This is a genomic window from Mesorhizobium sp. C395A, from assembly GCF_030323205.1.
GTDB lineage: Bacteria > Pseudomonadota > Alphaproteobacteria > Rhizobiales > Rhizobiaceae > Mesorhizobium.
Genome location: NZ_CP100473.1, coordinates 5,440,012 through 5,462,378 on the forward strand (window position 1 = coordinate 5,440,012; position 22,367 = coordinate 5,462,378).

Sequence of the window (22,367 nt, forward strand, 5' to 3'; positions counted from 1 at the left end):
GCCGCGTCGCAGGTTGGGGTGCGCCCCATCACTCACCCGCTCCGTGCTGGTAAAGCTCGTCCATGCTGAGCATTGCCAGGGTTGCGAAGGGGGCCTGTTTTTTCACCCGACCGCGGCTCAAGATCACCACGTCGTCGCAGAACGATATGGTGCTGTAATGATGACTGATGACAATGGTGGTGCGGCGGCCGGCCCGCGATTTCAGCGTCTCGACAATAGCGGCTTCTGACAACCCATCCACCGCACTGGTGGCTTCGTCGAGGATGAGAATATCGGGATCGCGCACCAGCGCCCGCGCCAGGGCGATCCTTTGCCTTTGTCCGGCTGACAGGTTGATGCCCCGGTATCCGACCAGTGTCGCGTAGCCCTGCGGCAGGTGCTCGATGAATTGATGTGCCTCGGCCAGCCTTGCGGCGCGCATGGCGTCGCTGGCCGACGCCGTGTCGTAGCCGTAGATAATGTTTTCAAAAATGGTGCCGTCGACCAGTTCCAGCTCCTGACTGGCCAGGGCAATGTTCCGCCGCCACTGGCTTGGGTCCACTTCATCGAGCGGTGCCCCATCGACGAGGATCCTGCCGCTGTCGGGTTTGACGAAGCGGCACAGGAGATTGACGATCGTCGTCTTGCCGGCGCCCGAGCGGCCGATCAGCGCCGTCGAGCGGCCGCTGCGGATGTCGAACACCGCCTTATGCAGCACCGCCTCGCGCGCGTCGGGGTCTGACAGGGGACCGGAATAGGCGAAGCTCACGTCATCAAAGCTGATCCCTTGGCGCAAGCCGTCGAACGGCAGGCTGCCCTGCGGCGCCTCGGGCTTGTCGGAAGGATCGAGCAGCCATTGTACCTCCTCCAGCGAGCCGCTCATGCCTTGCAACTGACTCCAGGACATCTGCAAGGCGCGCATATGCGGCTGCAGTCGGTAGAGCAGGATGAGGAAGGCGACGGTCAGCGGGAAGCTTACATTCGCCAGCCAGGCTCCGATCACCACCGCCAGGAACAGCATCGCGTGCAACACCTCGGTCAGTGGCGGCAAGACGCCCTGGCGGATTGAAAGCACGAAAGCCGCCCGCCGCACCCCGTCGGACGCTTTGGCGAAGACCGCCTTTTCGCGGTTCTCCTGCCCGAAGATGCGAATTAGGCGCCCGGCATGCACCAGATGCAGCATCTGCGACGCCAGTGCGCTGTTGCGCGAGACGACGCTGCGGCTCGGCGCCTTCAGATTGGACGACAAAACCCCGTGCGCCAGTTGGACGAGCGCCAGCCCTAGCGTCACCAGCAGCGTCATCTGCCAAGAGAGGAGCAGGAGGAAGGCGAGCAGGATGACGGCGGCCGAGGCACTGACGATCGCGCCGAGCAGGGCCTGGATAGCGTCGGATGCTCGCCAGGATTCGTTGGAGATGATGTTGAGCAGCCGCCCGGGGCTTTGCTGCAGGAAAAAGGGGTAGCCGACCCTGAGCAACTGCTCCGACAGTGCGCTACGGATCGAATAACCTGCCTTGCCGTAGATGTAGCTGGTCAGCAGAGTGTTGGCGAAGGCAAAGACATTTTTCAGTACGATCGAACCGAGGATCGCGGCCGAAATGGCGATCAGCCGCTGGCGCTCGCCGAGGTCCGCTCCAACCTGCTGGAGGAGGGCGGAGAAACCGGCCATGCCTGATGTTTCGCCACGTCCCATAATGATGCCGAGCAGCGGAATGATGAGACCGATGCCGAGGCCTTCCAGCGCGGCGCCCGCAAGCCCGAGCCCCACCACGACGGGAACGAGCCGCAACAGCCTGCCACCAAGCGCGCGGCGCAGCATTGGCAGGGCTGACGGAATCAGTGACATTATCGCGCTCTGGCCTCCGCATTGGCTTCGCTGGCTTCTCGGTCGTGGCGCAGCGGCAGCCGTTTTGGCCATCCCATCATGACGAGCAGCGCAAATCTGGCGGCACCTGCCAGATTCATAACAACAATAGGCCAGTGCGACAGATCGAGGTCGCGGTCAAAGCGAGGACGGCCCGCCAGTTCCCTGAACGCGGCCCGCGCGGACCAATAGACATGGCGAAGCAGCCAAGGGGCGTGGCGGACATGTTTCAGGCACAGCGCACCATTACCGAGGCTATAGTCGCGGTGCAGCCTGTCGATCGATTTGCGGTCTCGCCGGCCGTGATGATGCAAGACCGTCATGTCGGGCACATACTCGACCGGCATGCCGAGCAGCATCGCCCGCACGAGATAATCAGTATCTTCAGCCGAGCGTAGCGGGCCGCCAGCGCCGAAGCGTTCGTCGAACGAGCCGATGCGGGCCGCGACGTCGCGGTGCATGGTCATGTTGCAGCCGAGCACGAAGCCGCCGGGGTGGACCGCCGGGGTCAGCCGCTCGCTTGCCTCGCGGAGCTTTATGGTGAAGGGCAGGTCCCGGGCATCACCGAGCTCGACCCGGCCGCCGCGGATCAGCCACTTCTCGCCACTCCGGTAGTGCCGCTCCAGGTCGCGGAGATAGTCGCGGTCGAGCTTGCAGTCGTCGTCGACGAAGACCAGCACGCGGCCTCGCGCTCGCGCCAATCCGGCATTGCGGGCAGCGGCTAGTCCGGGGCGAGTCTCCGAGACGGCTGTGACTGGGATGTCGGAAGTTTCGGCGATAGCGGCCAGCCGCTTTGACGTGCCGTCCCGTGAACCATTATCGACCACCACCAACTCTGCCGCGAAGGTGGCGTGCACCCGGCATGCGGTCTGGATCGAGGCTATGCAAGCCTCCAGCACAGCGGCGCGGTCGCGCGTGCAGACGATGAAACTGACCTCGAGCGACGGCCGCTCCGATCGGGGAGATGTCGGGACAGGTGCACTCGCAAACTGGTGATCGCGCAGGAGCGGGTGGGGCCTGTCGGTCATACCAGTCCCCGCTGATAACGCGCAAGCACCGCTTCGGCCGGCGTGGTTTTGAAGAAGTACGCCACCGCGTCCGCCCGCTTTCCGGCCCTTATCGAGAGCAGGCTGAGCCAAGGCGCCCAGACGCCGGGACGCAGCGCATATTGTTCGCGGCGCCGGATGAAATTCCATCTCGCCGTCCGCGTGAGCAATTCGTGGGTCAGCGGCGGTTCTCCTTCGTCGCCGACGAGTTGGTAGAGGAAATAGAACAGGTTCAGCGCGCCTGCCTCGAAGCTTGGCCGTGTGTCGGTCGGCAGCTCGGAAATCCGCTCTTCGAGCGCACGGATGAAATCGGCTGCGCGCGAAACCGTGTCGAAAGAGACGGCCTCGCCGATGTCGCGCAGATCCGCTGTGGTTTCAGCAAGCCCCTCACGCTCGAGATTTTCGGCCACGATCCGCAAATGCGTCCTGCGCATTTCCTTGGCATGCCGCATGGTCACGCTTCCCGCATGGATGCGATAGACGAGCAGGCTATCGGGCAATATGGTCGCCGGGAAACGGCCGGCAAGCCGTCTGAAGAGATCGAAATCCTCGGCATGCCTATATTTTGGATCGTAATAGAGATCGTTGTTCCCAATAACCTTCCTGTTATAGATCACCGTCGGATGCAAGAATATCGTAAAGAACATCGACAATATGTCGAGCCGGCCGAGCCGGAACACCGGGTCTAGCCTGCCTTTGGCGATACGGCCGTGAAGCAAGGTATCGACGCAGGCGCCGCAGAAGCCGAGATCGGGCCGCCGCTCGAACAGTGCGACCTGGCGCGAGAGGCGCCGGGGATAGGCGACATCGTCCGCATCCATTCGCGCAACAAGCTCGCCCTGGGCCAGTCGTAGCCCTTCATTGAGGGTGGCGACGAGGCCGCGGTTCTCACGCGAGATGACAGAAACGCGATTGTCTGCCCGGCGGTATCGTTCGAGAATCTCGAGCGAGTTGTCAGTCGATCCGTCATCGATAGCGATGACCTCCAGGCGATCGTAGTCTTGCCGCAGAATGCTCTCCAGCGCAGCGGTGAGATAAGGCCCGGCATTGTAGACCGGCAGCAGGACGGAGACGAGCGGCGCGGTGGTCATCTCTGCGCATCCGTTCGCCGGAGTTCGAGTGCGGCGCGGCCATCGGGGGATCCGCCGGGATAGGCGTCCGCCGCCCTGCCGAGCCAGCCGGCATCGCCAGAGCGTGCCTGGGAGCGGCGGCGCGCTACATAGGGGAAGCGGCGCTTGAGGCCGTTGAGCGGCTTTTCGAAAGCCGTCCACGAGATCGAAGCGACGGCGATCGTGGCGGTGCTCGCGACCAGGAAACGCCCTGGCCCCTGCTCCGAGACATTGAGCGGGATCCAGGGCTGTGACTTGACGGCGAGCGAAAGAAGGATCGGATGGTAAAGATAGACGCCGTAGCTGATGCGGCCCAGTGACAGCAGCGGTGGCAGTTCGAAAACCCTGCCGAGGACGCCGCCAAGGCCGGCTGAACAGGCGGCGACAACGGCCACCAGCGGCACTAGGGGCAGGATCTGCAGTAACGCCCAGCGGGCCCATTCCAGCATAGGATCGGCCGGCGCAGGGATAAGCCACTCAATCGCCAGGAAGACAGCCGCAAGGGCTGGCCAGCCTAGCCGCATCCATTGCGGCAGGCCGGCGCCTCTGGTCCGCCGGCAGGCAAGCAAAGCACCAAACGCCAGCGCGTCCATCGATGCTGGCGGCAGCAGGTCGCGCGCTAGCGCCGGGGTGGCGGTGATCGGCCAGTAGAAGCGATAGGCCAGCGACAACAGGATGACGCCGATAGTGATCGCTTCCACCCGCCGGCGGGGTGCGAGAAGCACGACCAGCGGCCAGGCGATATAGAACTGCTCCTCGATGCTCAGGCTCCAGAAATGGCAGAGTAGCCAGGGCGTCCATTCGTTGCGCAGCGCGTACCAAAAATTCGACAGGTAAAGCGCATGCCAGACGAGCGATCCACTGGACTGCTCCAGATCGGTCAGCCAGACGAACCCAAGCACGGCGAAATAGGGCGGGAATATGCGCAGCGCGCGCCTGATGTAGAAGGAACTCAATGCAGGGCCGGCTTTGAATTCGGCCGCGGCGCGCGCTTCGAGCAGCAGTCGTGTGATCAGGAAGCCGCTCAGCACAAAAAAAAGCCGCACCCCGATGTGGCCCCAAAAGGAGGACCCGTTGGGTGCAAGGAAATGGGAATAGAGAACCATCGTGACAGCGATGGCGCGCAGAGCGTCCAACTGATTGTCACGCGCGACCGCCATCAGCCATTTCCGCCGGTCTGAAATCTCCGATGAAGCCAGCGGCCCTGCATTCCGGGCCTCAGGTCGAGGCCTGCCAGCGTCGAGAGTGCGCCGACAACATCAAACCCGCGCCTTGTGCGCGGGGCAGCCTCGAAATCGGTGCTGGCCAGCGAAAAATTCAAGCTGATCAACTTGGCGGAATCCTCCACGGCGCACTTCCCAGTACCAAATCCCCCAAGAAATGGTGCAACCGGGCAATGGTGCAGTGCAACACAAAATATCTATCGAGCTGTAATATTTGTGTGAGTTAGTGCTAAAAATGGGTATGATTTGCGAGTGCGTTGCGTCGATCAGGGTTTTTCACGTCCGCAATGCTGCATGAGCAGTAGTACCGTGTCAGAAAAGGCACGGTTTAATTACACAACTATAATCCGGAGTGTCTGATATAGGTCAAAATTGACGAAGATTATTCCAAGATAGTGGTTTTGTATCTTATAAATTATGCTTGTATTGTCGGGTTCTCTAGGCTGTCGATCTTGCGCGATGCAGCATAGTCGATGGTCAAGCGTCTGACGACGCAATCCTGTGGCGGCGGCCATATGGCGCATGTCGACGAGGCAGACAGGAAGTGCCGGTGTTGGTGTAGGGAGTGACGTGCATTAGCCTTGCACCTGCCGTCACGCTTGCGTCGGATGGAGAACTGGTGCCGCTTAGGTGACTCGAACACCTGACCCCATCATTACGAATGATGTGCTCTACCAACTGAGCTAAAGCGGCCCGGGAAGCGCGAGGTTCCAGGATCGGCTGGGTGATAGACTCAACCGGCCGCTAATTCAAGATGGGCAACCGCGATTTCGAGCCGGCATCCGGCAATTCGTCCCGGCATTTTCCATTGGCGCGGAATAAGCCACCGCCTCGTTTGCTTTTTCGGTTACGCGGAGACGTCGCGCCGGACTGCGCGCAAATCGCCCGGCAAGGCGGCAAACGGACTGATTTTATTGCTAAAAGGCATCGAAATGGGCGTTGAACAGGCCTGTAAGGCAGAATGCGGGCGCTCGCCCGTTGATTGATTGGTCGCCTGCGGCTAACGATCATGGCAATGTAAGCGAACGGACAGGGGAATTCGCTTGGACGCGATCGAAAAAGCGATCCGCAACGCCTTCGAGAAAGGCAACGCCGAGGACCGGGCATTTCGCGAGCGGGTCTATCGGTCGGCTTTCGCGGCGCTCGACCGCGTGCTCCAGGCCAATCCCGGCGTGACGGTGGAAGCCGCCATCAAGCGCCGTAAGGCGGTGCAGGAAAAGATCGCCGAGATCGAATCCGAATTCCTGCCCGCGGTCCCCGATGTCGCCGCGCCGACGCAGAGCGCTGCGCAGACACAAGATACCGCGCTGACGCAACACGTTGCGCAGCCGCAAGACGCCGTACAGGGCGCCGCCGAAGCGCCCGCGGTCGATGCCCCGACAGGTGTCGCGGCCGGACCGTCGCCGGCGATCGTCGTTGATGGACCGGTTCAGCCCGAGGCATCCGACGCGCCGCGTTCGCGCGTGCTGCCGGTCGTCCCCGACATCATGCCTGACGCCACGCTGCCCGGCGCCCCGGCGATCGATATGGCCGATTCCGCGCCGGCCGAGGCCGCGGCGGAAGTGGCGCCTGACCGTGATGAAAGGCGGATAAGGGGCCGCCGCCTGCCGCTGACGGCGATCTTCTTTGGCGTGACGTTGCTCGCCGCCGCCGGCATCGGCCTCTATTTCGCCGTGCAGACCGGGGTCTTCAAGACGCCGGCGCAGCTCGACACGGCGCCGCCCGAAGCGCCGCCGACCGTCGACGATGACGACTTCACGCCGCCTGCCGATACAACTGAGCCGCAGCAGCCTGGCGCGCCGCAGCAGCCTGGTGTCGCCGAACAGACGCGCGACTGGATCAACGTGTTTACACCCACCGATCCAACGCATGTGGCGACCCCGTCCGACGCCAAGGCCGATGTCGTGCAGGACGACACCGGCTCCTTCCTGCGCATCCGCTCCGGTGCTTCCGGCTCGGCCATCAGCTTCGATGTCGGGCAGGGCGTGCTGGAGAAGCTTGCCGGCAAACATGCCGTGTTCGACATCGTCGCCCGCGCCGAGGACGGCAAGGACACGCAGATCTCCGTCGACTGCAATTTCGGCGATCTCGGCGACTGCGGCCGCAAGCGCTATGCGGTCGGCCAGCAGCGTAACGAATATCTGTTCGACGTGAAATTCCCCGACAAGCCCCCGGGCGCCGCCGGGAGCATCGCCATCAACTCCGACTTCGACAAGCAGGGCAAGGCGGTCGACATCTACGAGATCCGCGTCTCGATCGAACCGTAGGTCCCGGTGCCCGGTGGTCACAGCCTGGATTTGCGGGCGCGGCTCCTGCCAGCTAAATCATCGCTTTGGGGCTGTGCAGGACGCCCCAGGCCGGGGCGGAGTCCAGCGCGCCGAAGTCGCCTGCCGCAATCTCCCGGCAGATGGTCAGCAGCGCTCCGCCGGCAGCGCGGGCGAGCGATCCACCGACGCTGATCCGCCGCACACCGGCTTGCGCAATCTGGTCGAGGGTCAACCCGGAGACACCCTGGCCGATCACATGATTGACGGGAGTTTTGACTGAGCGGCAAAGCTTTTCGAGGGACGCCAGGTCCGGCACACCCGGCGCATAGAGAACCTCAACGCCGACAGCCTCGAATGTCCTGAGGCGGCGAATGGCCTCTTCGAGATCATAAGCGCCTTTGCCGAGGCCGTCGGCGCGGGCAGTCAGCACGATGTTGTATTTTCGCGCGGCCTCTGCGGCGGCGGCTATCCGCGCCACCGCGTCGTCAAAATCGCGTATCGGCAGATCGGAATTCGGCTGCCGATCCTCGATGGACAGCCCCGCCAGTCCAGCCTCGGCCGCCAGCCGAACGGTCTCGGGAACACCCTCGGGCGTGTCTTCGTACCCGTCCTCGAGATCGGCGGTAACGGGAACATCGGTCGAGGCGGCGATATCGGCGGCATAGGCCAGGCTCTCGGCGCGGCTGACGTCCAGCGCTCCGTCTTTCCTGCCTTTCGAGAATGCGTAGCCCGACGATGTCGTCGCCAGCGCCTTGAAGCCGAGACCCGTCATCATCCGCGCGCCGGCTATGTCCCACGGATTGGGGATCACAAAGCAGCCGGATTTGTGAAGAGCACGAAATCGTTCAACCTTGTCGGATCGGGAAATCATCTACGCTCCTGCCTGGGTTGGTACTCCCGGTTCGGAATTAAGTCTAGCGATCAAGCAGCGCCTGCAGCGTCTCGATGCGGTCGGCTTCGGCGGTCGGCTTGTCCCAGCGCAGCCGTGAGATGCGGGGAAATCGCATCGCAACGCCGGATTTGTGGCGGGTCGAACGGTTGAGACCTTCGAAAGCCACCTCCAGCACCAGGCCTTGGCTGCGGTCGGCGCGCACCGAGCGCACCGGGCCGAAACGCTCGACGGTGTTGTCGCGGACAAATTTGTCGATCTGCTTCAGCTCCTCGTCGGTGAAGCCGAAATAGGCCTTGCCGACCGGCACCAGTTCCTCCGCGCCTTCCGGCCCCGACCAGACGCCGAACGTATAATCGGAGTAGAAGCTGGACCGCTTGCCATGGCCGCGCTGCGCATACATCAGCACAGCATCGACCGTGTGCGGATCGCGCTTCCACTTGAACCACGGGCCTTTCGGCCGTCCCGCGAGATAGGGCGAATCCCAGCGCTTCAGCATCACGCCTTCGATGATCGGGTGCGGCGGCGCGCGGCGCAGTTCCTCCAGCGTTTGCCAATCCGGGAATTCGACGAACGGCGACAGATCGAAACGGTGCGGGTCCAGCGTTGTGATGAAGGCCTCAAGACGGGCCCGCCGCTCGCGGAAAGGTAGTGCGCGCAAATCTTCGCCGTTGATCTGCAGCGCATCGTAGCAGCGCATGAATGCCGGGTATTGCTGCTGTATCTTCGGGGCCACGTTCTTGCGATTGAGCCGCTGTTGCAGGTCCGAAAAGGTGCCGGTCGCCACCGGCTCGCCGACCAGCAATTCACCATCGAGCGCGGCGGAAAAATCCATTGCCTGGGCGAGATCGGGGAATGCGCCGGACACATCGTCGCCGGTGCGCGAATAGAGCCGGCGCACGCCGCCCTCGCACACCGCCTGAACGCGGATGCCGTCCCATTTCCATTCCGCGGCATAGTCGGCCGGATCGAGCTTTTCGAGGTCGCCGTCGCCGACCGGGTTCGACAGCATCACCGGACTGAACAGGGCAAGTGCGGTCCGCTTCGGCTTCTCGGCCTTGCCTTCCAGCCACGCGAACAGCGAGATATAGGGCGGTGTCAGCCCGTGCCACAGCTCCTCGATCTCGGCGACATCGACCTTGCCGAAATCGGCCAGCGCCTGTTTGGCCAGCCGCGCCGAAACGCCGATACGCAAGCCGCCGGTGACGAGCTTGATGATGGCAAAGCGCGCCGAAATGCCGGCGCTGTCGAGCAGCCCGGCCAGCACCTTGGGTCCGTCCGAGCGGCTCGCCGCCTGCAGCTTCGCCACGACATCGCCAAGCGTCGGCTCCCGGTTGGGGATATGTCCCGGCGTCTGCGGCCAAACCAGCGAGACGGTTTCGGCAAGGTCGCCGACATAGTCGTAGGAATAGCCGAACAGCACCGGATCCATGCGCTCGGTGACCAGCGTGCGCAGCATCGCCGGCTTCACCGCCGCAATGTTGAGGTCGCCAGTGATCGCCGCCAGTGCCAGCCCGCGGTCGGGGTCCTCGACGCTGCGGAAATAATCGACGAGCAGCGTCAGCTTGCCATTGCGCGACGGCGTCAGCACCAAGCGGTCGAGGAGTTCGGCAAAGCGGTTCATGGATGCAAGGACCGCGTTGACGGCAGAGGTTTGCGTTCTGGCGCACCCCCCTCTGTCCTGCTGGACATCTCCCCTGCAAGGGGGGAGATTGGCAGCCTTGATCTTGCCGCCCATCTTGCGAGGTTGGCGATTGGCGAAAGCGGAGGTGACATCTGATCTCCCCCCTTGCGGGGGAGATGGCCGGCAGGCCAGAGGGGGGTGGGAAGGATCGCCGCGCCGGCGATTTCTGGATCAAAAATCACCATCAATCGCCCTCGTCCTCATATCCCACCAGGTGCAGTGGCCTGGCGGCGATGCCTTCCAGTTCGCACCAGCGCACCAGCGCTTCCTCGCGGCCGTGCGTCACCCAGATTTCGCCGGCGCCCGTCTCCTTGACGGTAGCGGTCAGTTCATCCCAGTCGGCATGGTCGGAAATGATCAGCGGCAGTTCGACGCCGCCTTGCTTGGCGCGCTGGCGGATGCGCATCCAGCCCGAGGCGAAGCATGAGATCGGGTCGGGAAAGCGCCGCGCCCAGCGGTCGGCGAAGGCCGATGGAGGGCCGACAACGATGGCCCCGGTGAAATCCTGCTTGCCGCCGCTGTCGACGGTTGCCGGCTCCAGCGTGCCGAGGTCGATGCCCTGGCTCTGGTAATATTCGCTGAGCTTGGCCAGCGCGCCGTGGATATAGATCGGCCTGTCATAACCGGCATCGCGCAGCAGCCGCATCACCCGCTGTGCCTTGCCCAGCGCATAGGCGCCGACCAGATGCGATCGCTCGGGAAACTGCGCCGCCGATTTGAGCAGCCGGGCGATCTCCTCCGTGTCGGGCGGATGGTGAAACACCGGCAGGCCGAAGGTCGCCTCGGTGATGAAGACGTCGCATTGGACCGGTTCGAACGGTGCGCAGGTCGCGTCCTTCTGGCGCTTGTAGTCGCCGGAGGCGACGATGCGCCTGCCCTTGTGCTCGACCGCGATCTGCGCCGAGCCCAGCACATGGCCGGCCGGATGGAAGGTGACGCTGACATCGTTCAGCGCCATCGCTTCGCCAAGCACGGCCGCTTGCGTTGTCCCGGCAAAATCCTCGCCATAACGCAACCCCATAATGTCGAGCGTCTGCTGCGTCGCCAGCACCGAACGATGGCCGGATCGGGCATGGTCGGAATGGCCATGCGTGATCAACGCCCGGTCGACTGGCCGCACCGGGTCGATGAAGAAATCGCCGGATGGGCAATAAAGGCCTTCAGGCCGGGGATGGAGCAGGTCGCTGGCGCGCATCCAGTCAAGATAGTGGCTAATTCCAGCGCGGGAAGCCTGTTGCAAGAGACTGCTGACTCGGCCTACAGCCAGCCACCGGCCGCATCAGCCGGCGGGGCCATCGCCATGCAACCGCTGAAAATCTCGTCCGGCGACCTGACCGCCGACCGTCGCGCCGACTATGCCGAGATGCTTTTCGGCTCGGGCGAGCACGCGGCAGCGGCGGAGCTGCTGCTCGGCGCGCTGGAACTGGCGCCGCAATGGGCGGCGGGCTGGTTCCGTCTTGGCGAGATGCAGGAGACAGCCGAGCGGCTCGACGTGGCGGCTCAAGCCTGGGCGACGGCGCTGAAACTGGACCCGGCGGATCGCCTGGGTGCTGCGCTGAAGCTGCAACTCATCGGCAAGGCGCCGGCTGCCGCAGCGCCACCCAGCGCCTTCGTCGAGACGCTGTTCGACCACTATGCCGAGACTTTCGAGGACTCGCTGGTCGACAAGCTCGGCTACCGGCTGCCGGAGTTTCTCGATCGCGCCATTCGCGCGGCAAGACCGGGCCGCTTTTCGCTGGCGCTCGATCTCGGTTGCGGCACCGGTCTGATGGGCGAGAAACTGCGGCCGGTCGCCGAACGGCTGGAGGGCTACGATATCTCCGCCGCCATGCTGAAAAAGGCCCGCTCCAAGGGCGTCTACGACCTGCTCGCCAAGGCCGATCTGCAGCATTTTGCCTATGCCGGGCCGAAAGCCGATCTGGTGGTGGCGGCCGACGTGTTCATCTATGTCGGCGCGCTCGATCGCGTGGTGAAGACCGTCGCCGGCATTCTGGCCACCAATGGCCTGTTTGCCTTTTCCGTCGAAACGCCAGCCAAGGGCGGGGCGGGCGGCGACGCCGGTTTTGCGCTGCAGCCGTCTCGTCGCTACGCCCATTCTCAAGCCTATGTCGAGCGGGTGCTTGCCGCAAACGGCCTGTCGGTGCTGTCGATGCAGCCGACCGTCATCCGCTGGGATCGCCGCCAGCCGGTCGGCGGGCTTGCCGCGCTGGCGGTGCCCTCGTCCAAGGGTTGATGTCTCGTCTTGTTCGAAAACGTGAATAGGATTTTTGCGGCTCGCGCGGCATCAGGTAGGATACAAGCCGAGAAAAGCCCTCGGCAGGCATTGAGGAGGAACACATGCGCTGGAACATGATGGTCTTGGCGTCCTGCCTGGCGATGGCCGGCTGCAGCAGCTCGATGTCGGAGCGGCAGGACCAGGACGTACAATCGTCGCTGCAATATGACAACGTGCCTTGCGATCAGTTGCTGGCGCAGCGCAACGAACTGGCGCAGCAATACCATCTGTCGACGGACGCCAAGCCGAGCTTCTCCAATCCGGCGATGGGCTTCGGCCCGTTCACGCCGGATATGCGCTCCAAAAGCAAGCGCGATACTGATCTGGCTAGTGGCAAGATCGACGCCATGAACCGCTCGATCGTCCGCCGCGACTGCGGCAAGCCCAACAAGCAGAAGAAGTTCAGTCTGCCGAGCTGAACCTGAACTTCCTCAGTACCCCGCCTTGCGGTCGACCACGTTATCAAGCTTTTCGCCGCGCTCGAAGGCATCCATCTGCCGCAACATGCTCGGCGCCAGGTGGACAGGGTCGGAGGTCGCCGCCGCGTGCGGCGTCACGAACACTTTCGGGTGACTCCATAGCGGACTGGTCTTCGGCAGCGGCTCGACCTCGAACACGTCGAGGCTCGCCTCCTTCAGCGTGCCGTCGTCCAGCGCGCGCAAGATGTCGGCGTCCTTCTGCAGCCGGCCGCGCCCGGCATTGATCAGCACCGAGCCGCCGAGGCCGTTGCGCTTGCGCAATTCCTTCAGCACGCCGTAATTGATGATGCCGTGCGTGTCCGGCGTCAGCGGCAGCAGCACCACCAGTATGTCGGTGGCGTTGAGGAAGGGGATCAGCCCGGCCTCTCCGGCATAGGTCGCAACGCCTTTCATGGCTTTGTCGCTGCGCGACCAGCCATTGACGGCAAAGCCGAGCGACAACAGCACCGACGCCGCGGCGCGGCCGAGATTGCCGAGCCCCATAATGCCGACCGAGATGTCGCCGGCCGGCCGCTGCGGCGGTTCGTGCCAGGTCTTCTTCGGCTGCTGGGCACGATAGAGCATGCCCTGGCGATGATGGTCGAGCACCCGCCAGACGACATATTCGGTCATGTATTGGGTGAGGTTGTCGGCTACCACTTTGACGATCGGCACATCGGGCAGGCCGGGATCGGCGAAGATATGGTCGACGCCGGCGCCGATCGAGAAGATTGCGCGTAGATTGGGCAGCGATTTCAAGAGGTTCGGCTTCTGCTTCCACACCACCGCATAGGTGATCGACGGATCCGAAGCGCCGTCCGGCTCCAGCACCACTTCGCGCTCGGCCGACAGCAGCTCGCGCCAGCGCTGCGGATGAAAGCCGGTGACGGCAAGCAGGATTTTGCCTTTTTCCATTTGCGGATTGTATTCCCTGTTATTCGCTGACGATACCGACCGGCGCCGTCTCGATCTTGAACGCGGCCGAGATCAGCGCCTTCGTATAGTCGGTCTGCGGCCGCTCGAAAATCTGTTCGGAAGGGCCGGCTTCGACGATCTTGCCATTGCGCATGACGATGACGTCATTGGCAAGGGCGCGAATGACTTTCAGATCGTGGCTGATGAACAGATAGGCAAGGTCGTGCCTGGCCTGCAGATTGCGTAAGAGGTCGACCACTTGCGCCTGCACGCTCATGTCGAGCGCCGAGGTCGGTTCGTCCAGCATGACGAAGCGTGGATTGAGCACCATGGCGCGCGCAATGGCGACGCGCTGGCGCTGGCCGCCCGAGAATTCATGCGGATAGCGGTTCCTGGTCCCCGGATCGAGCCCGACCTCCTTCAGCACGGCGACGACCTTGTCGTCGCGTTGATCGGGCGACAGCTTCGGCTCGTGGATCTTCAAGCCTTCCTCGATGATCTCCGAGACCGACATGCGCGGGCTGAGCGAGCCGAACGGGTCCTGGAAAACGATCTGCAACTCGCGGCGCAGCGGCCGCATGGCGTTGAAGGAAAGCTGGTTGATGTCGCTGCCATTGAACTGGATGGTGCCGGTCGATGAGATCATCCGCGCCAGCGCCAGCCCGAGCGTCGTCTTGCCGGAGCCGGATTCGCCGACGACGCCGAGGGTCTGGCCGGCGCGCACGGTGACGTCGATGCCGTCAACTGCCTTCACATTGTCGACGGTGGTGCGAAAGAAACCCTTCTTGATCGGGAACCAAACCTTGATGTTCTTGCCTGTCATCACCGGCTTGGCGGCATCGTTGGCGGCCGGCGGCTTGCCCTTCGGCTCGGCGGCCAGGAGGTGCTTGGTATAAGCGTGCTGCGGGTTGGCGAAGATGTCCCTGGTCGGCCCGGTCTCGACGATCTTGCCTTTGGTCATCACGCAGACGCGGTCGGCGATCTTTTTGACAATGCCGAGATCATGGGTGATGAACAGCATCGACATGCCCTTACGGCTCTTCAACTCCGCCAGCAATTCGAGGATCTGCGCCTGCACGGTGACGTCGAGCGCCGTCGTCGGTTCGTCGGCGATCAGCAGTTCCGGTTCGTTGGCCAGCGCCATGGCGATCATGACGCGCTGCCGCTGGCCGCCGGACAATTGGTGCGGATAGGCGTCGAGCCGCTTTTCCGGTTCGCGAATGCCGACCTCGTTGAGCAGCGCCAGCGTGCGCGCCTTGGCCTGGCGGTCGCCCATGCCCTGATGCAGCGCCAGGATCTCGACGATCTGCTGCTCGATCGTGTGCAGCGGATTGAGCGAGGTCATCGGCTCCTGGAAGATCATGGTGATCTTGTTGCCGCGCACGCTGCGCAACTGCTTTTCGTTCATCGCCAAAAGGTCGGCGCCCTGGAACAGGATCTTGCCCGAGGGATGGCTGGCCGTCGGGTAGGGCAGAAGCTTCAGCACCGACAGCGCCGAGACCGATTTGCCGGAACCGGATTCGCCCACAAGCGCCACCGTCTCGCCCTTGGCGAGATCGAAGGAGATGTGGTCGACGGCGGTCGACTGGTTGCCGCCTTGGGTGAAGGCAACGCTGAGATCGCGGACGGAGAGCAGGAGTTCGCTGCTCATCGGAACGCCTTGCGCGGGTCGAAAGCATCGCGCGTTGCTTCACCGATGAACACCAACAGCGACAGCATCAGCGAGATGACGATGAAGCCCGATATACCGAGCCAGGGGGCATTGAGGTTACTCTGCGCCTGTTTTAGCAGTTCGCCGAGCGACGCGGTGCCGGGCGGCAGGCCGAAGCCGAGATAGTCGAGCGAGGTCAGTGTCGAGATCGAGGCGCTGACCAGAAAAGGCATGAAGGTCAGCGTCGCGACCATGGCGTTGGGCAGAAGATGGCGCAGCATGATGGTGCGGTTGGACACGCCAAGGGCGCGGGCAGCGTTGACATATTCGAAGTTGCGAGCGCGCAGGAATTCGGCGCGCACCACGCTGACAAGCGACGTCCAGGAGAACAGCAGCATCAGCCCGAGCAGGATGAAGAAGCCCGGCGGCAGGATGGCGGCGACGATCAGCAGCAGATACAGCAGCGGTATCGCCGACCAGATTTCTATGAAGCGTTGAAAGAGAAGGTCGGTCCAGCCGCCGAAATACCCTTGCAGCGCGCCGGCGGCGACGCCGATAACCGACGAACCCGCAGTCAGGATCAACCCGAACAGCACGGAAATCCTGAACCCGTAGATGATGCGCGCCAGCACGTCGCGCGCCTGGTCATCGGTACCCAGCCAGTTCCAGTTGCCGACAATGCAGTCAGGATCGGCAGCGCCTTGCGGATATTGGCTGCATCGCCTCTGCGCGTCGTATTCCCATGACGGTTTTGCGGGAGCGGCGTCGGGGATCGCATTGTTGACGGTGCGGTAGGAATAGCGGATTGGCGGCCAGATCATCCAGCCATTGGCGTTGATCTCGTCGCGGATGACCGGGTCGCGATAGTCGGTGACGGCGTAGAAGCCGCCGAATTTTTCCTCGGGGTAGGCGACCGCCACCGGGAACAGGATCTCGCCTTTGTAGTAGGCGACGATCGGCCTGTCGTTGGCGATCAGTTCGGCAAACAGCGACAGCACGAACAGAGCGAGGAATATCCACAACGACCAGTAGCCGCGCCGGTTGGCCTTGAAGTTCTGCCAGCGCCGCTTGTTGAGCGGCGACAGCCAGGGGCGGGCGATCCTTGTCGGTGTGATCTCGGCTGCAGCCTGCGTCATCAGACGTCTCTCCGCTCGAAATCGATGCGCGGATCGACCCATGTGTAGATCAGGTCGGACAACAGCGTCACGAACAAACCAAGCAGCGAAAATATATAGAGGTTGGCGAACACGACCGGATAGTCGCGCGCCAACACGGACCTGAAACCGAGCAGCCCGAGACCGTCGAGGGAAAAGATGTTCTCGATCAAAAGCGAGCCGGTGAAGAAGGCCGAGATGAAGGCCGCTGGAAAGCCGGCAATGACGATCAGCATTGCGTTGCGGAACACATGTCCGTAAAGCACCCGCCGCTCCGACAGGCCCTTGGCACGGGCCGTCACCACATACTGTTTGCGTATCTCTTCCAGGAAGGAGTTCTTGGTCAGCAGCGTCGTCGTCGCGAAGGCCGACAGCACCAGCGCCGTCAGCGGCAAGGTCATGTGCCAGAAATAATCGACGATCTTGTCGGGCCACGACAATTGGTCCCAATTGTCGGAGACGATGCCGCGCAGTGGGAACCAGTCCCAGAAGGAGCCGCCCGCGAACAGCACCATCAGCAATATGCCGAACAGGAAGGCCGGTATGGCATAGCCGACGATGATCACGCCGCTGGTCCAGACGTCGAAGGCGGAGCCGTCCTTGACCGCTTTGCGGATGCCAAGGGGGATCGAGATCAGATAGGACAACAGCGTGATCCACAGCCCAAGCGAGATCGACACCGGCATCTTCTCCAGGATCAGGTCAAGAACCGAGATGTCACGGAAATAGCTGTCGCCGAAATCGAAGCGGGCATAGTTCCACAGCATCATGCCGAAGCGTTCGAGCGGTGGTTTGTCGAAGCCGAATTGCTTTTCCAGCTTCTTGATGAATTCCGGATCGAGCCCTTGCGCGCCGCGATACTTCGAGCCGACGTCACCGGCCACATCGAAATTGCCGCCGCCTCCTGCATCGCCGCCGCCGCTGCCGAGGCGGTCGCTGCCGCCCTGGTTGGTCAGGCTGGCGATGACCTGCTCGACCGGTCCACCCGGTGCGAATTGAGTGACGACGAAAGCAACCGCCATGATGCCGAACAGGGTCGGTATCATCAGCAGGATACGGCGCAGTATGTAGGCGCCCATCAGCTTTCACCCTCCCCCTTGTGGGGAGGGTCGATCCGCGAAGCGGAGCGGGGTGGGGGTAGTCTCGATCCGGCGTACGCCGTCACACCCCCACCCCGGTTCGCCATTCGCGCTGCGCACGAAGTGCTCACCGACCCTCCCCACGAGGGGGAGGGTAAAGTGCCGCGCAACAGCCTACCCTTTGCCAATTTTTGCCGCCTTGCCCTTGTCGACCCACCACAGCGCTTCGACCGGAAAGTCGAAATCGGGTTTCCGCTCGGGAAAACCGAACATGTCCCAATAGGCGCTTCGATGATTCGCCAAGAACCAACTTGGAATCCAATCCCGCCGTGCACGCAAGACCCGGTCGAGCGCGCGCATGGCAATTGTCAGGCCTTCGCGATCCTTGGCGGCGCCCGCGGCGTCAACCAGGGCGTCGATGGCCGGGCTCGACGTTCCCGGCAGATTGCGAGAGCCCGATACGGTAGCTGCTCGCGAATGGAAAATGGTTTCGAGGTCGTCACGGGTTGGCGTCGCCGGAAACGAGGCCGCGACCGAGACGAGGTCGTAGTCGAACGAATTCTGCCGTAGCTGATATTGCGCGGCATCCACCAGCCGGATCGAGGCATCGATGCCGACCGCCTTCATGTTTTCGACCCAGGGCGAGTAGACCTGTTCGAAGACTTCGTCGTCGACAAGAAACTCTGCGGACAACCGACCACCCTTGTCGTTCACGACGAAATTGCCGGACCGTTTCCAGCCGGCCTCGGCCAGAAGCTTGGCCGCCTTGCCAAGCAACTGCCGGTCGCGGCCGGAGCCGTTCGACGCGTCCTGGATCACGGCTTCGCCAAAAGCCTCGGCGGGAATCTGCTCACGCAGCGGCTCAAGAAGAGCCAATTCTTGTGGCGACGGTCTGCCCTCGGCGCGAAATTCGGATTTCTCGAAGCAGGATTGCGAGCGCTCATAGGAACCGTAGAAGAAATTGCGCCGCGTCCATTCGAAGTCGAAGCAGAGCCCGATCGCCTGCCGCACGCGCGAGTCGCGAAACTGCTCGCGCCGCTGGTTGACGGCGGTGCCCTGCATCGAAGGCACCGTTTCGGCCGGGAATTCGTGCTTCACCACCTTGCCGGCAGTGAAGGCTGGGAAGTCGTAGCCGGTCGCCCAGACGCGCGAGGTGAATTCCTCCCTGTAGAGGATTTCTCCCTTCTTGAACGCTTCGAAGGCAACGCTACGGTCCTGATAGAACTCAACGCGGATCCGCTGAAAATTGTTCTGGCCGCGATTGACCGGCAGGTCGTTGCCCCAATAATCAGCCACACGCTCATATTCGATCCAGGCCCCTGCCGACCAGCGACCGACCTTGTAGGCGGCTGACCCCAACGGCGGGTTCATCTGCGAGGAATCGAACGGGTTGGTCGTGTAGAAAGCCTTCGACAGGACCGGGAACTCGACGACGTTGAGGATGGTGCGGCTTGTCTGCTTGCCGGAAAACCTAAGCTGCAGCGTGTGGGCATCCACGGCAATCGCGTCATCCAGATGCGTTAGCGGCAGGGAATAGTACGGGTGCCCCTTGTCCTTGAGCAGCTTGAAGGTGAAGGCGGCATCCTCTGCCGTCAATGGCGTGCTGTCATGGAAGCGGGCCTGCGGGCGCAGCGAGAAGGTGAAGTCGTTGCGGTCGTCGGAAATCGTCACGCCGTCAGCGATCAGCCCGTAAACGGCGTCAGGTTCGTCGTACGCTCTCACCATCAGTGAATCGAAGCACATCTCCGTGCGCTGGGGCGAATCGCCTTTGGGAACGAACGAATTCAGCGTGTTGAAGGTCAGCGGCGTCTGGTTGGCAAGCCAGTTGCGCGGCAGGAAGTTGAAGACGCCACCTTGCGGCGCATCGACATTGACATAGTCGAAATGAGTGAAGTCCGGCTTGTATTTGAGGTCGCCGAAAGCCGACAGTCCATGCAGTTTCACGCCGGTTGGGCTGGCGGCGAAAGCCTTGCCCGGCAGCAGCGCAGCAACGGCTGCGGCGCCACTGAGGGCCAGGAAATCGCGGCGAGGGAGCCCCGCCATCAATTGCTGCCCTTGTACTTGGCGGCCAGGGCCTTTTCCTTGTCCGCATCGATCCACCAGGAATCGATATCGGCGCCACGGTAGCCGGGCTGCTTTTCCGGGATGCCGAACTTGTTCCAGTAAGCCAGCCACACAACGGCACGATAGTATTGCGGCACCACATAGTAATTCCACAGCAGCACGCGATCGAGCGCATGGGTGGTGGCGACGAGGTCATCGCGATCCATGGCAAAAATGATGCGGTCGACAAGGGCGTCAACGACCGGGTTCTTGATGCCGGAATAATTGCGCGATGCCGGTGTGTCGGCGGCCTTGGAGCTCCAGAAATCGCGCTGCTCGTTGCCGGGCGATTCCGACTGTTGGAGCTGTCCTGTGATGACGTCGTAATCGAAATTTCTGACGCGGTTGGTGTACTGGCTCGGGTCGACGATGCGCAGTGTCGCATCGACGCCGATCTTGCGCAGATTGGCGATCCAGGGGCTGGAAATGACCTGGTCGGTTTCATTCGAGCCTAGGATTTCAAACTTGAATGGCTCGCCGGTCTTGGCGTTGACCATCTTGCCGCCCTTGATCACCCAGCCGGCCTGGGCGAACAGGTCGACCGCCTGCTTCAGATATTTGCGCTCCGCCTGCGGCGAATCGTAGACCGGCAACTTGAATTCCCGGGTGAATACTTCCGGCGGCAGCTTGTCGCGGTACTTCTCCAGGATCTCCAATTCCTTGCCTTGCGGCAAGCCGCTGGAGGCTAGGTCCGTGCCCTGGAAATAACTGTGGGTGCGAGTGTTGAAACCGAAGAACAGCGTGCGGTTCATCGATTCGAAATCGAACGGGTAGGTGAGCGCGGCCCTGACCAGACGATCGGCAAACAACCTATGTCTCTGGTTGAGCATGAAAGCCTGCATCGGCTCGGGCGAGGTGGTCTTGAACTCCTGCTTGATCACATCGCCGGCCTTGATCGCCGCGAAATCATAAAACGTCGCCCAGCGCTTCGAGCTGTTTTCCGGCTTGATATCGTCGAGGCCACCTTTCTTGAACGCCTCCCAGGAGGCGTTGTCGTCAAGAATGTAGGTAAAGTGCTGCGTGTCGAAATTCTCCCGACCGATTTTCACAGCCAGCTTGGCGCCCCAATAGTCGGGGACGCGCTGCCAGACGATTTCCGACCCCGCCTTGAAGCTGGCGATCTTGTATGCAGCCGAGCCCAGCGGCGGCTCCAGCGTCCCCTTGGTGATGTCGCGCTTCTTGCCATTGGCGTCGGTGCCTTCCCACCAATGCTTGGGCAGCACGACAAGGTCGCCGAGGATCTTGGGCAGTTCGCGATTGCCCTTCTGGTCGAAGTGGAACTCGACCTCACGGTCCGAGACAGCGACTGCGTCGGTGACGTTTTCGAAATAGCGGCTGTACATCGGGCTGTTGGCCTTCAGCACCTGGAACGACCAGATCACGTCGTCAGTGGTGATCGGCTGTCCGTCATGCCATTTCGCCCGTGGGTCGAGCCGGTAGGTGGCCGAGGAATAGTCGGTCGGGTACTTGTAGGCATCGGCGATGAGCGGGTGGCTGACGCTGCCTTCGTCAGTCGCCTGATCCATCAGCGTGTCGTAGAGCAGGCCGCCGCCAAATGGCTGCAGGCCGGCTGCCGGCGATCCCTGAACGATATAGGGATTGAAGCTGTCGAACGTGCCGGAAACGACCGAATTGTAGGTACCGCCCTTCGGTGCATCCGGATTCACATAATCGTAGCGCTGGAAATTCTCGCCATATTTGGAGGGGCCGATCAGCGAAGAGGTGGTGTGCCATTCCTGGGGGAAGGCTGCCTGCAGGCCGCCTGCGAGGGCGCCCACAACCAGAAAGGACCTCAGAAGCGTTCGGCCAACCGTCATGCGTTCTCCTCTTCGCGATGCCCGGCGATCCTAAATGATTTGACGCCGGTGAAAACCGCCACGCGGCGGCTTTGTCGCCGCATATGCGATTTTCCTAACAAAAAGCCGGGCTGAACCCGGCTTTTTTGAGATCATGGAGATGACAATTCGGTTATTTGGCGGGCGCCGGTGCCGGCGTCGCAGGGGCTGGAGCTGCACCTTCAGCCGGCTTGGCCGGAGCAGCACCCTCGGCCGGCTTGCCCGGCGCGGTTGCATCAGCGGCGGCACCTGGCGTCGGCAGCGGCTTTGGGCTGTCCGACAGCGTTCGCAGATAGGCGATGACGTTGGCGCGGTCCTCGTCCTTTGGCAGGCCGGCAAAGCCCATCGCCGTGCCCTTCACGAATTTCTTCGGCGAGGTGATGAAGTGGTTGAGGTTGTCATAGGTCCACTTCTCGGCGCCGCCCTTGGAAAACTCCTTCATGCCGGCCGAATAGGCAAAGCCCTCATGCTCGGCGACGGGGCGGTCGACGATGTCCCAGAGATCCGGGCCGACCTTGTTGGGGCCGCCTTTTTCGCCGGAATGGCAGGCCTGGCATTTCTTGAAGACGGCCGCACCTTGCTCGACATTGGCGGTGGCTAAAAGGTCGGCGATCGGCTTGGCCTCTGCCGCGGGGCCGGCGGCGCCGCCTTCGGCAGGCTCCGTCGCCTCGATGGCGAAGCCGGGCTTTTCCGGCGCCGGCGAGGCAAACAGGGCGTCGGACACCAAACCGACCGAGAAGACGACGAAACAGGTTCCAAGCAACCCGGCGAGCAGTTTGTTGACTTCGTTGGAATCCATACGCCCCAGGGCTCCCTTTTCCGGCGGACCTCTCCGT

General features: G+C 62.7%; 18 protein-coding genes and 1 tRNA gene. 3 read left to right on the forward strand and 16 right to left on the reverse strand.

What is annotated here, in order from left to right; translation table 11 throughout:
• Positions 1 to 28: 28 nt before the first annotated feature.
• From NLY37_RS26465 to NLY37_RS26490, 6 genes are all read right to left on the reverse strand, one after another.
• Entirely contained in the window at positions 29 to 1,825 is a 1,797-nt protein-coding gene (locus tag NLY37_RS26465) for an ABC transporter ATP-binding protein (protein ID WP_031202782.1), read from the reverse strand.
• Positions 1,825 to 2,871, reverse strand: coding sequence for a glycosyltransferase family 2 protein (locus tag NLY37_RS26470; protein WP_023712595.1), 1,047 nt, complete (start codon positions 2,869 to 2,871; stop codon positions 1,825 to 1,827). Before NLY37_RS26470 ends, NLY37_RS26465 begins: the two co-directional genes overlap by 1 nt.
• The gene (locus NLY37_RS26475; protein WP_023682047.1) at positions 2,868 to 3,980 is read right to left on the reverse strand and encodes a glycosyltransferase family 2 protein; all 1,113 of its coding nucleotides are present in this window, start codon (positions 3,978 to 3,980) and stop codon (positions 2,868 to 2,870) included. Before NLY37_RS26475 ends, NLY37_RS26470 begins: the two co-directional genes overlap by 4 nt.
• The gene (locus tag NLY37_RS26480) at positions 3,977 to 5,158 is read right to left on the reverse strand and encodes an acyltransferase family protein (RefSeq protein ID WP_023740784.1); all 1,182 of its coding nucleotides are present in this window, start codon (positions 5,156 to 5,158) and stop codon (positions 3,977 to 3,979) included. The genes NLY37_RS26475 and NLY37_RS26480 overlap by 4 nt, the downstream gene beginning before the upstream one ends.
• A complete protein-coding gene (locus tag NLY37_RS26485) occupies positions 5,158 to 5,346 on the reverse strand; it encodes a hypothetical protein (RefSeq protein ID WP_023682045.1) in 189 nt (62 codons plus the stop codon). Before NLY37_RS26485 ends, NLY37_RS26480 begins: the two co-directional genes overlap by 1 nt.
• 492 nt (positions 5,347 to 5,838) lie before the next feature.
• Positions 5,839 to 5,914: transfer RNA gene (locus tag NLY37_RS26490), tRNA-Thr, on the reverse strand.
• 350 nt (positions 5,915 to 6,264) lie between these two features.
• On the opposite strand from NLY37_RS26490, the gene NLY37_RS26495 reads away from it, so the two are divergent.
• On the forward strand, positions 6,265 to 7,488 hold the full coding sequence (locus NLY37_RS26495) for a hypothetical protein (RefSeq protein ID WP_023740783.1): 1,224 nt from the start codon (positions 6,265 to 6,267) through the stop codon (positions 7,486 to 7,488).
• Between the two features lie 52 nt (positions 7,489 to 7,540).
• Here NLY37_RS26495 and NLY37_RS26500 read toward each other — a convergent pair whose 3' ends face one another.
• The 3 genes from NLY37_RS26500 to NLY37_RS26510 form a co-directional block, all read right to left on the reverse strand.
• Entirely contained in the window at positions 7,541 to 8,359 is an 819-nt protein-coding gene (locus NLY37_RS26500; RefSeq protein ID WP_023740782.1) for an isocitrate lyase/PEP mutase family protein, read from the reverse strand.
• A gap of 43 nt (positions 8,360 to 8,402) precedes the next feature.
• Entirely contained in the window at positions 8,403 to 10,001 is a 1,599-nt protein-coding gene (locus NLY37_RS26505; RefSeq protein ID WP_023740781.1) for a cisplatin damage response ATP-dependent DNA ligase, read from the reverse strand.
• A 244-nt stretch (positions 10,002 to 10,245) separates the two neighbouring features.
• Positions 10,246 to 11,256: a ligase-associated DNA damage response exonuclease gene (locus NLY37_RS26510; protein WP_023740780.1), complete on the reverse strand. Its 1,011-nt coding sequence runs from the start codon at positions 11,254 to 11,256 to the stop codon at positions 10,246 to 10,248.
• Positions 11,257 to 11,361: 105 nt separating this feature from the next.
• Between NLY37_RS26510 and NLY37_RS26515 the strand changes: the two genes are divergently transcribed.
• Both NLY37_RS26515 and NLY37_RS26520 read left to right on the forward strand, forming a co-directional pair.
• Complete coding sequence (locus NLY37_RS26515; RefSeq protein WP_023725790.1) at positions 11,362 to 12,294, forward strand: class I SAM-dependent DNA methyltransferase; 933 nt, start codon at positions 11,362 to 11,364, stop codon at positions 12,292 to 12,294.
• Positions 12,295 to 12,398: 104 nt separating this feature from the next.
• Positions 12,399 to 12,755, forward strand: a complete 357-nt coding sequence (locus NLY37_RS26520) for a hypothetical protein (RefSeq protein WP_023740779.1) — start codon at positions 12,399 to 12,401, stop codon at positions 12,753 to 12,755.
• 12 nt (positions 12,756 to 12,767) lie between these two features.
• On the opposite strand, the gene NLY37_RS26525 is transcribed toward NLY37_RS26520, so the two are convergent.
• The 7 genes from NLY37_RS26525 to NLY37_RS26555 all read right to left on the reverse strand — a co-directional run bounded on the left by NLY37_RS26525 (position 12,768) and on the right by NLY37_RS26555 (position 22,330).
• Positions 12,768 to 13,709, reverse strand: a complete 942-nt coding sequence (locus NLY37_RS26525) for a 2-hydroxyacid dehydrogenase (RefSeq protein WP_023669506.1) — start codon at positions 13,707 to 13,709, stop codon at positions 12,768 to 12,770.
• A gap of 19 nt (positions 13,710 to 13,728) precedes the next feature.
• Positions 13,729 to 15,360 carry an ABC transporter ATP-binding protein gene (locus NLY37_RS26530; protein ID WP_023740778.1) on the reverse strand — a complete coding sequence of 544 codons (1,632 nt, stop codon included), beginning with the start codon at positions 15,358 to 15,360 and terminating at the stop codon, positions 13,729 to 13,731.
• Complete coding sequence (locus tag NLY37_RS26535; protein ID WP_023682037.1) at positions 15,357 to 16,496, reverse strand: ABC transporter permease; 1,140 nt, start codon at positions 16,494 to 16,496, stop codon at positions 15,357 to 15,359. The genes NLY37_RS26530 and NLY37_RS26535 overlap by 4 nt, the downstream gene beginning before the upstream one ends.
• Complete coding sequence (locus NLY37_RS26540; RefSeq protein ID WP_023669509.1) at positions 16,496 to 17,593, reverse strand: microcin C ABC transporter permease YejB; 1,098 nt, start codon at positions 17,591 to 17,593, stop codon at positions 16,496 to 16,498. The genes NLY37_RS26535 and NLY37_RS26540 overlap by 1 nt, the downstream gene beginning before the upstream one ends.
• 174 nt (positions 17,594 to 17,767) lie before the next feature.
• Entirely contained in the window at positions 17,768 to 19,636 is a 1,869-nt protein-coding gene (locus NLY37_RS26545) for an extracellular solute-binding protein (protein WP_023740777.1), read from the reverse strand.
• Complete coding sequence (locus NLY37_RS26550) at positions 19,636 to 21,513, reverse strand: extracellular solute-binding protein (RefSeq protein ID WP_023740776.1); 1,878 nt, start codon at positions 21,511 to 21,513, stop codon at positions 19,636 to 19,638. Before NLY37_RS26550 ends, NLY37_RS26545 begins: the two co-directional genes overlap by 1 nt.
• A gap of 151 nt (positions 21,514 to 21,664) precedes the next feature.
• A complete protein-coding gene (locus NLY37_RS26555; protein WP_023688767.1) occupies positions 21,665 to 22,330 on the reverse strand; it encodes a c-type cytochrome in 666 nt (221 codons plus the stop codon).
• Positions 22,331 to 22,367: the final 37 nt, after the last annotated feature.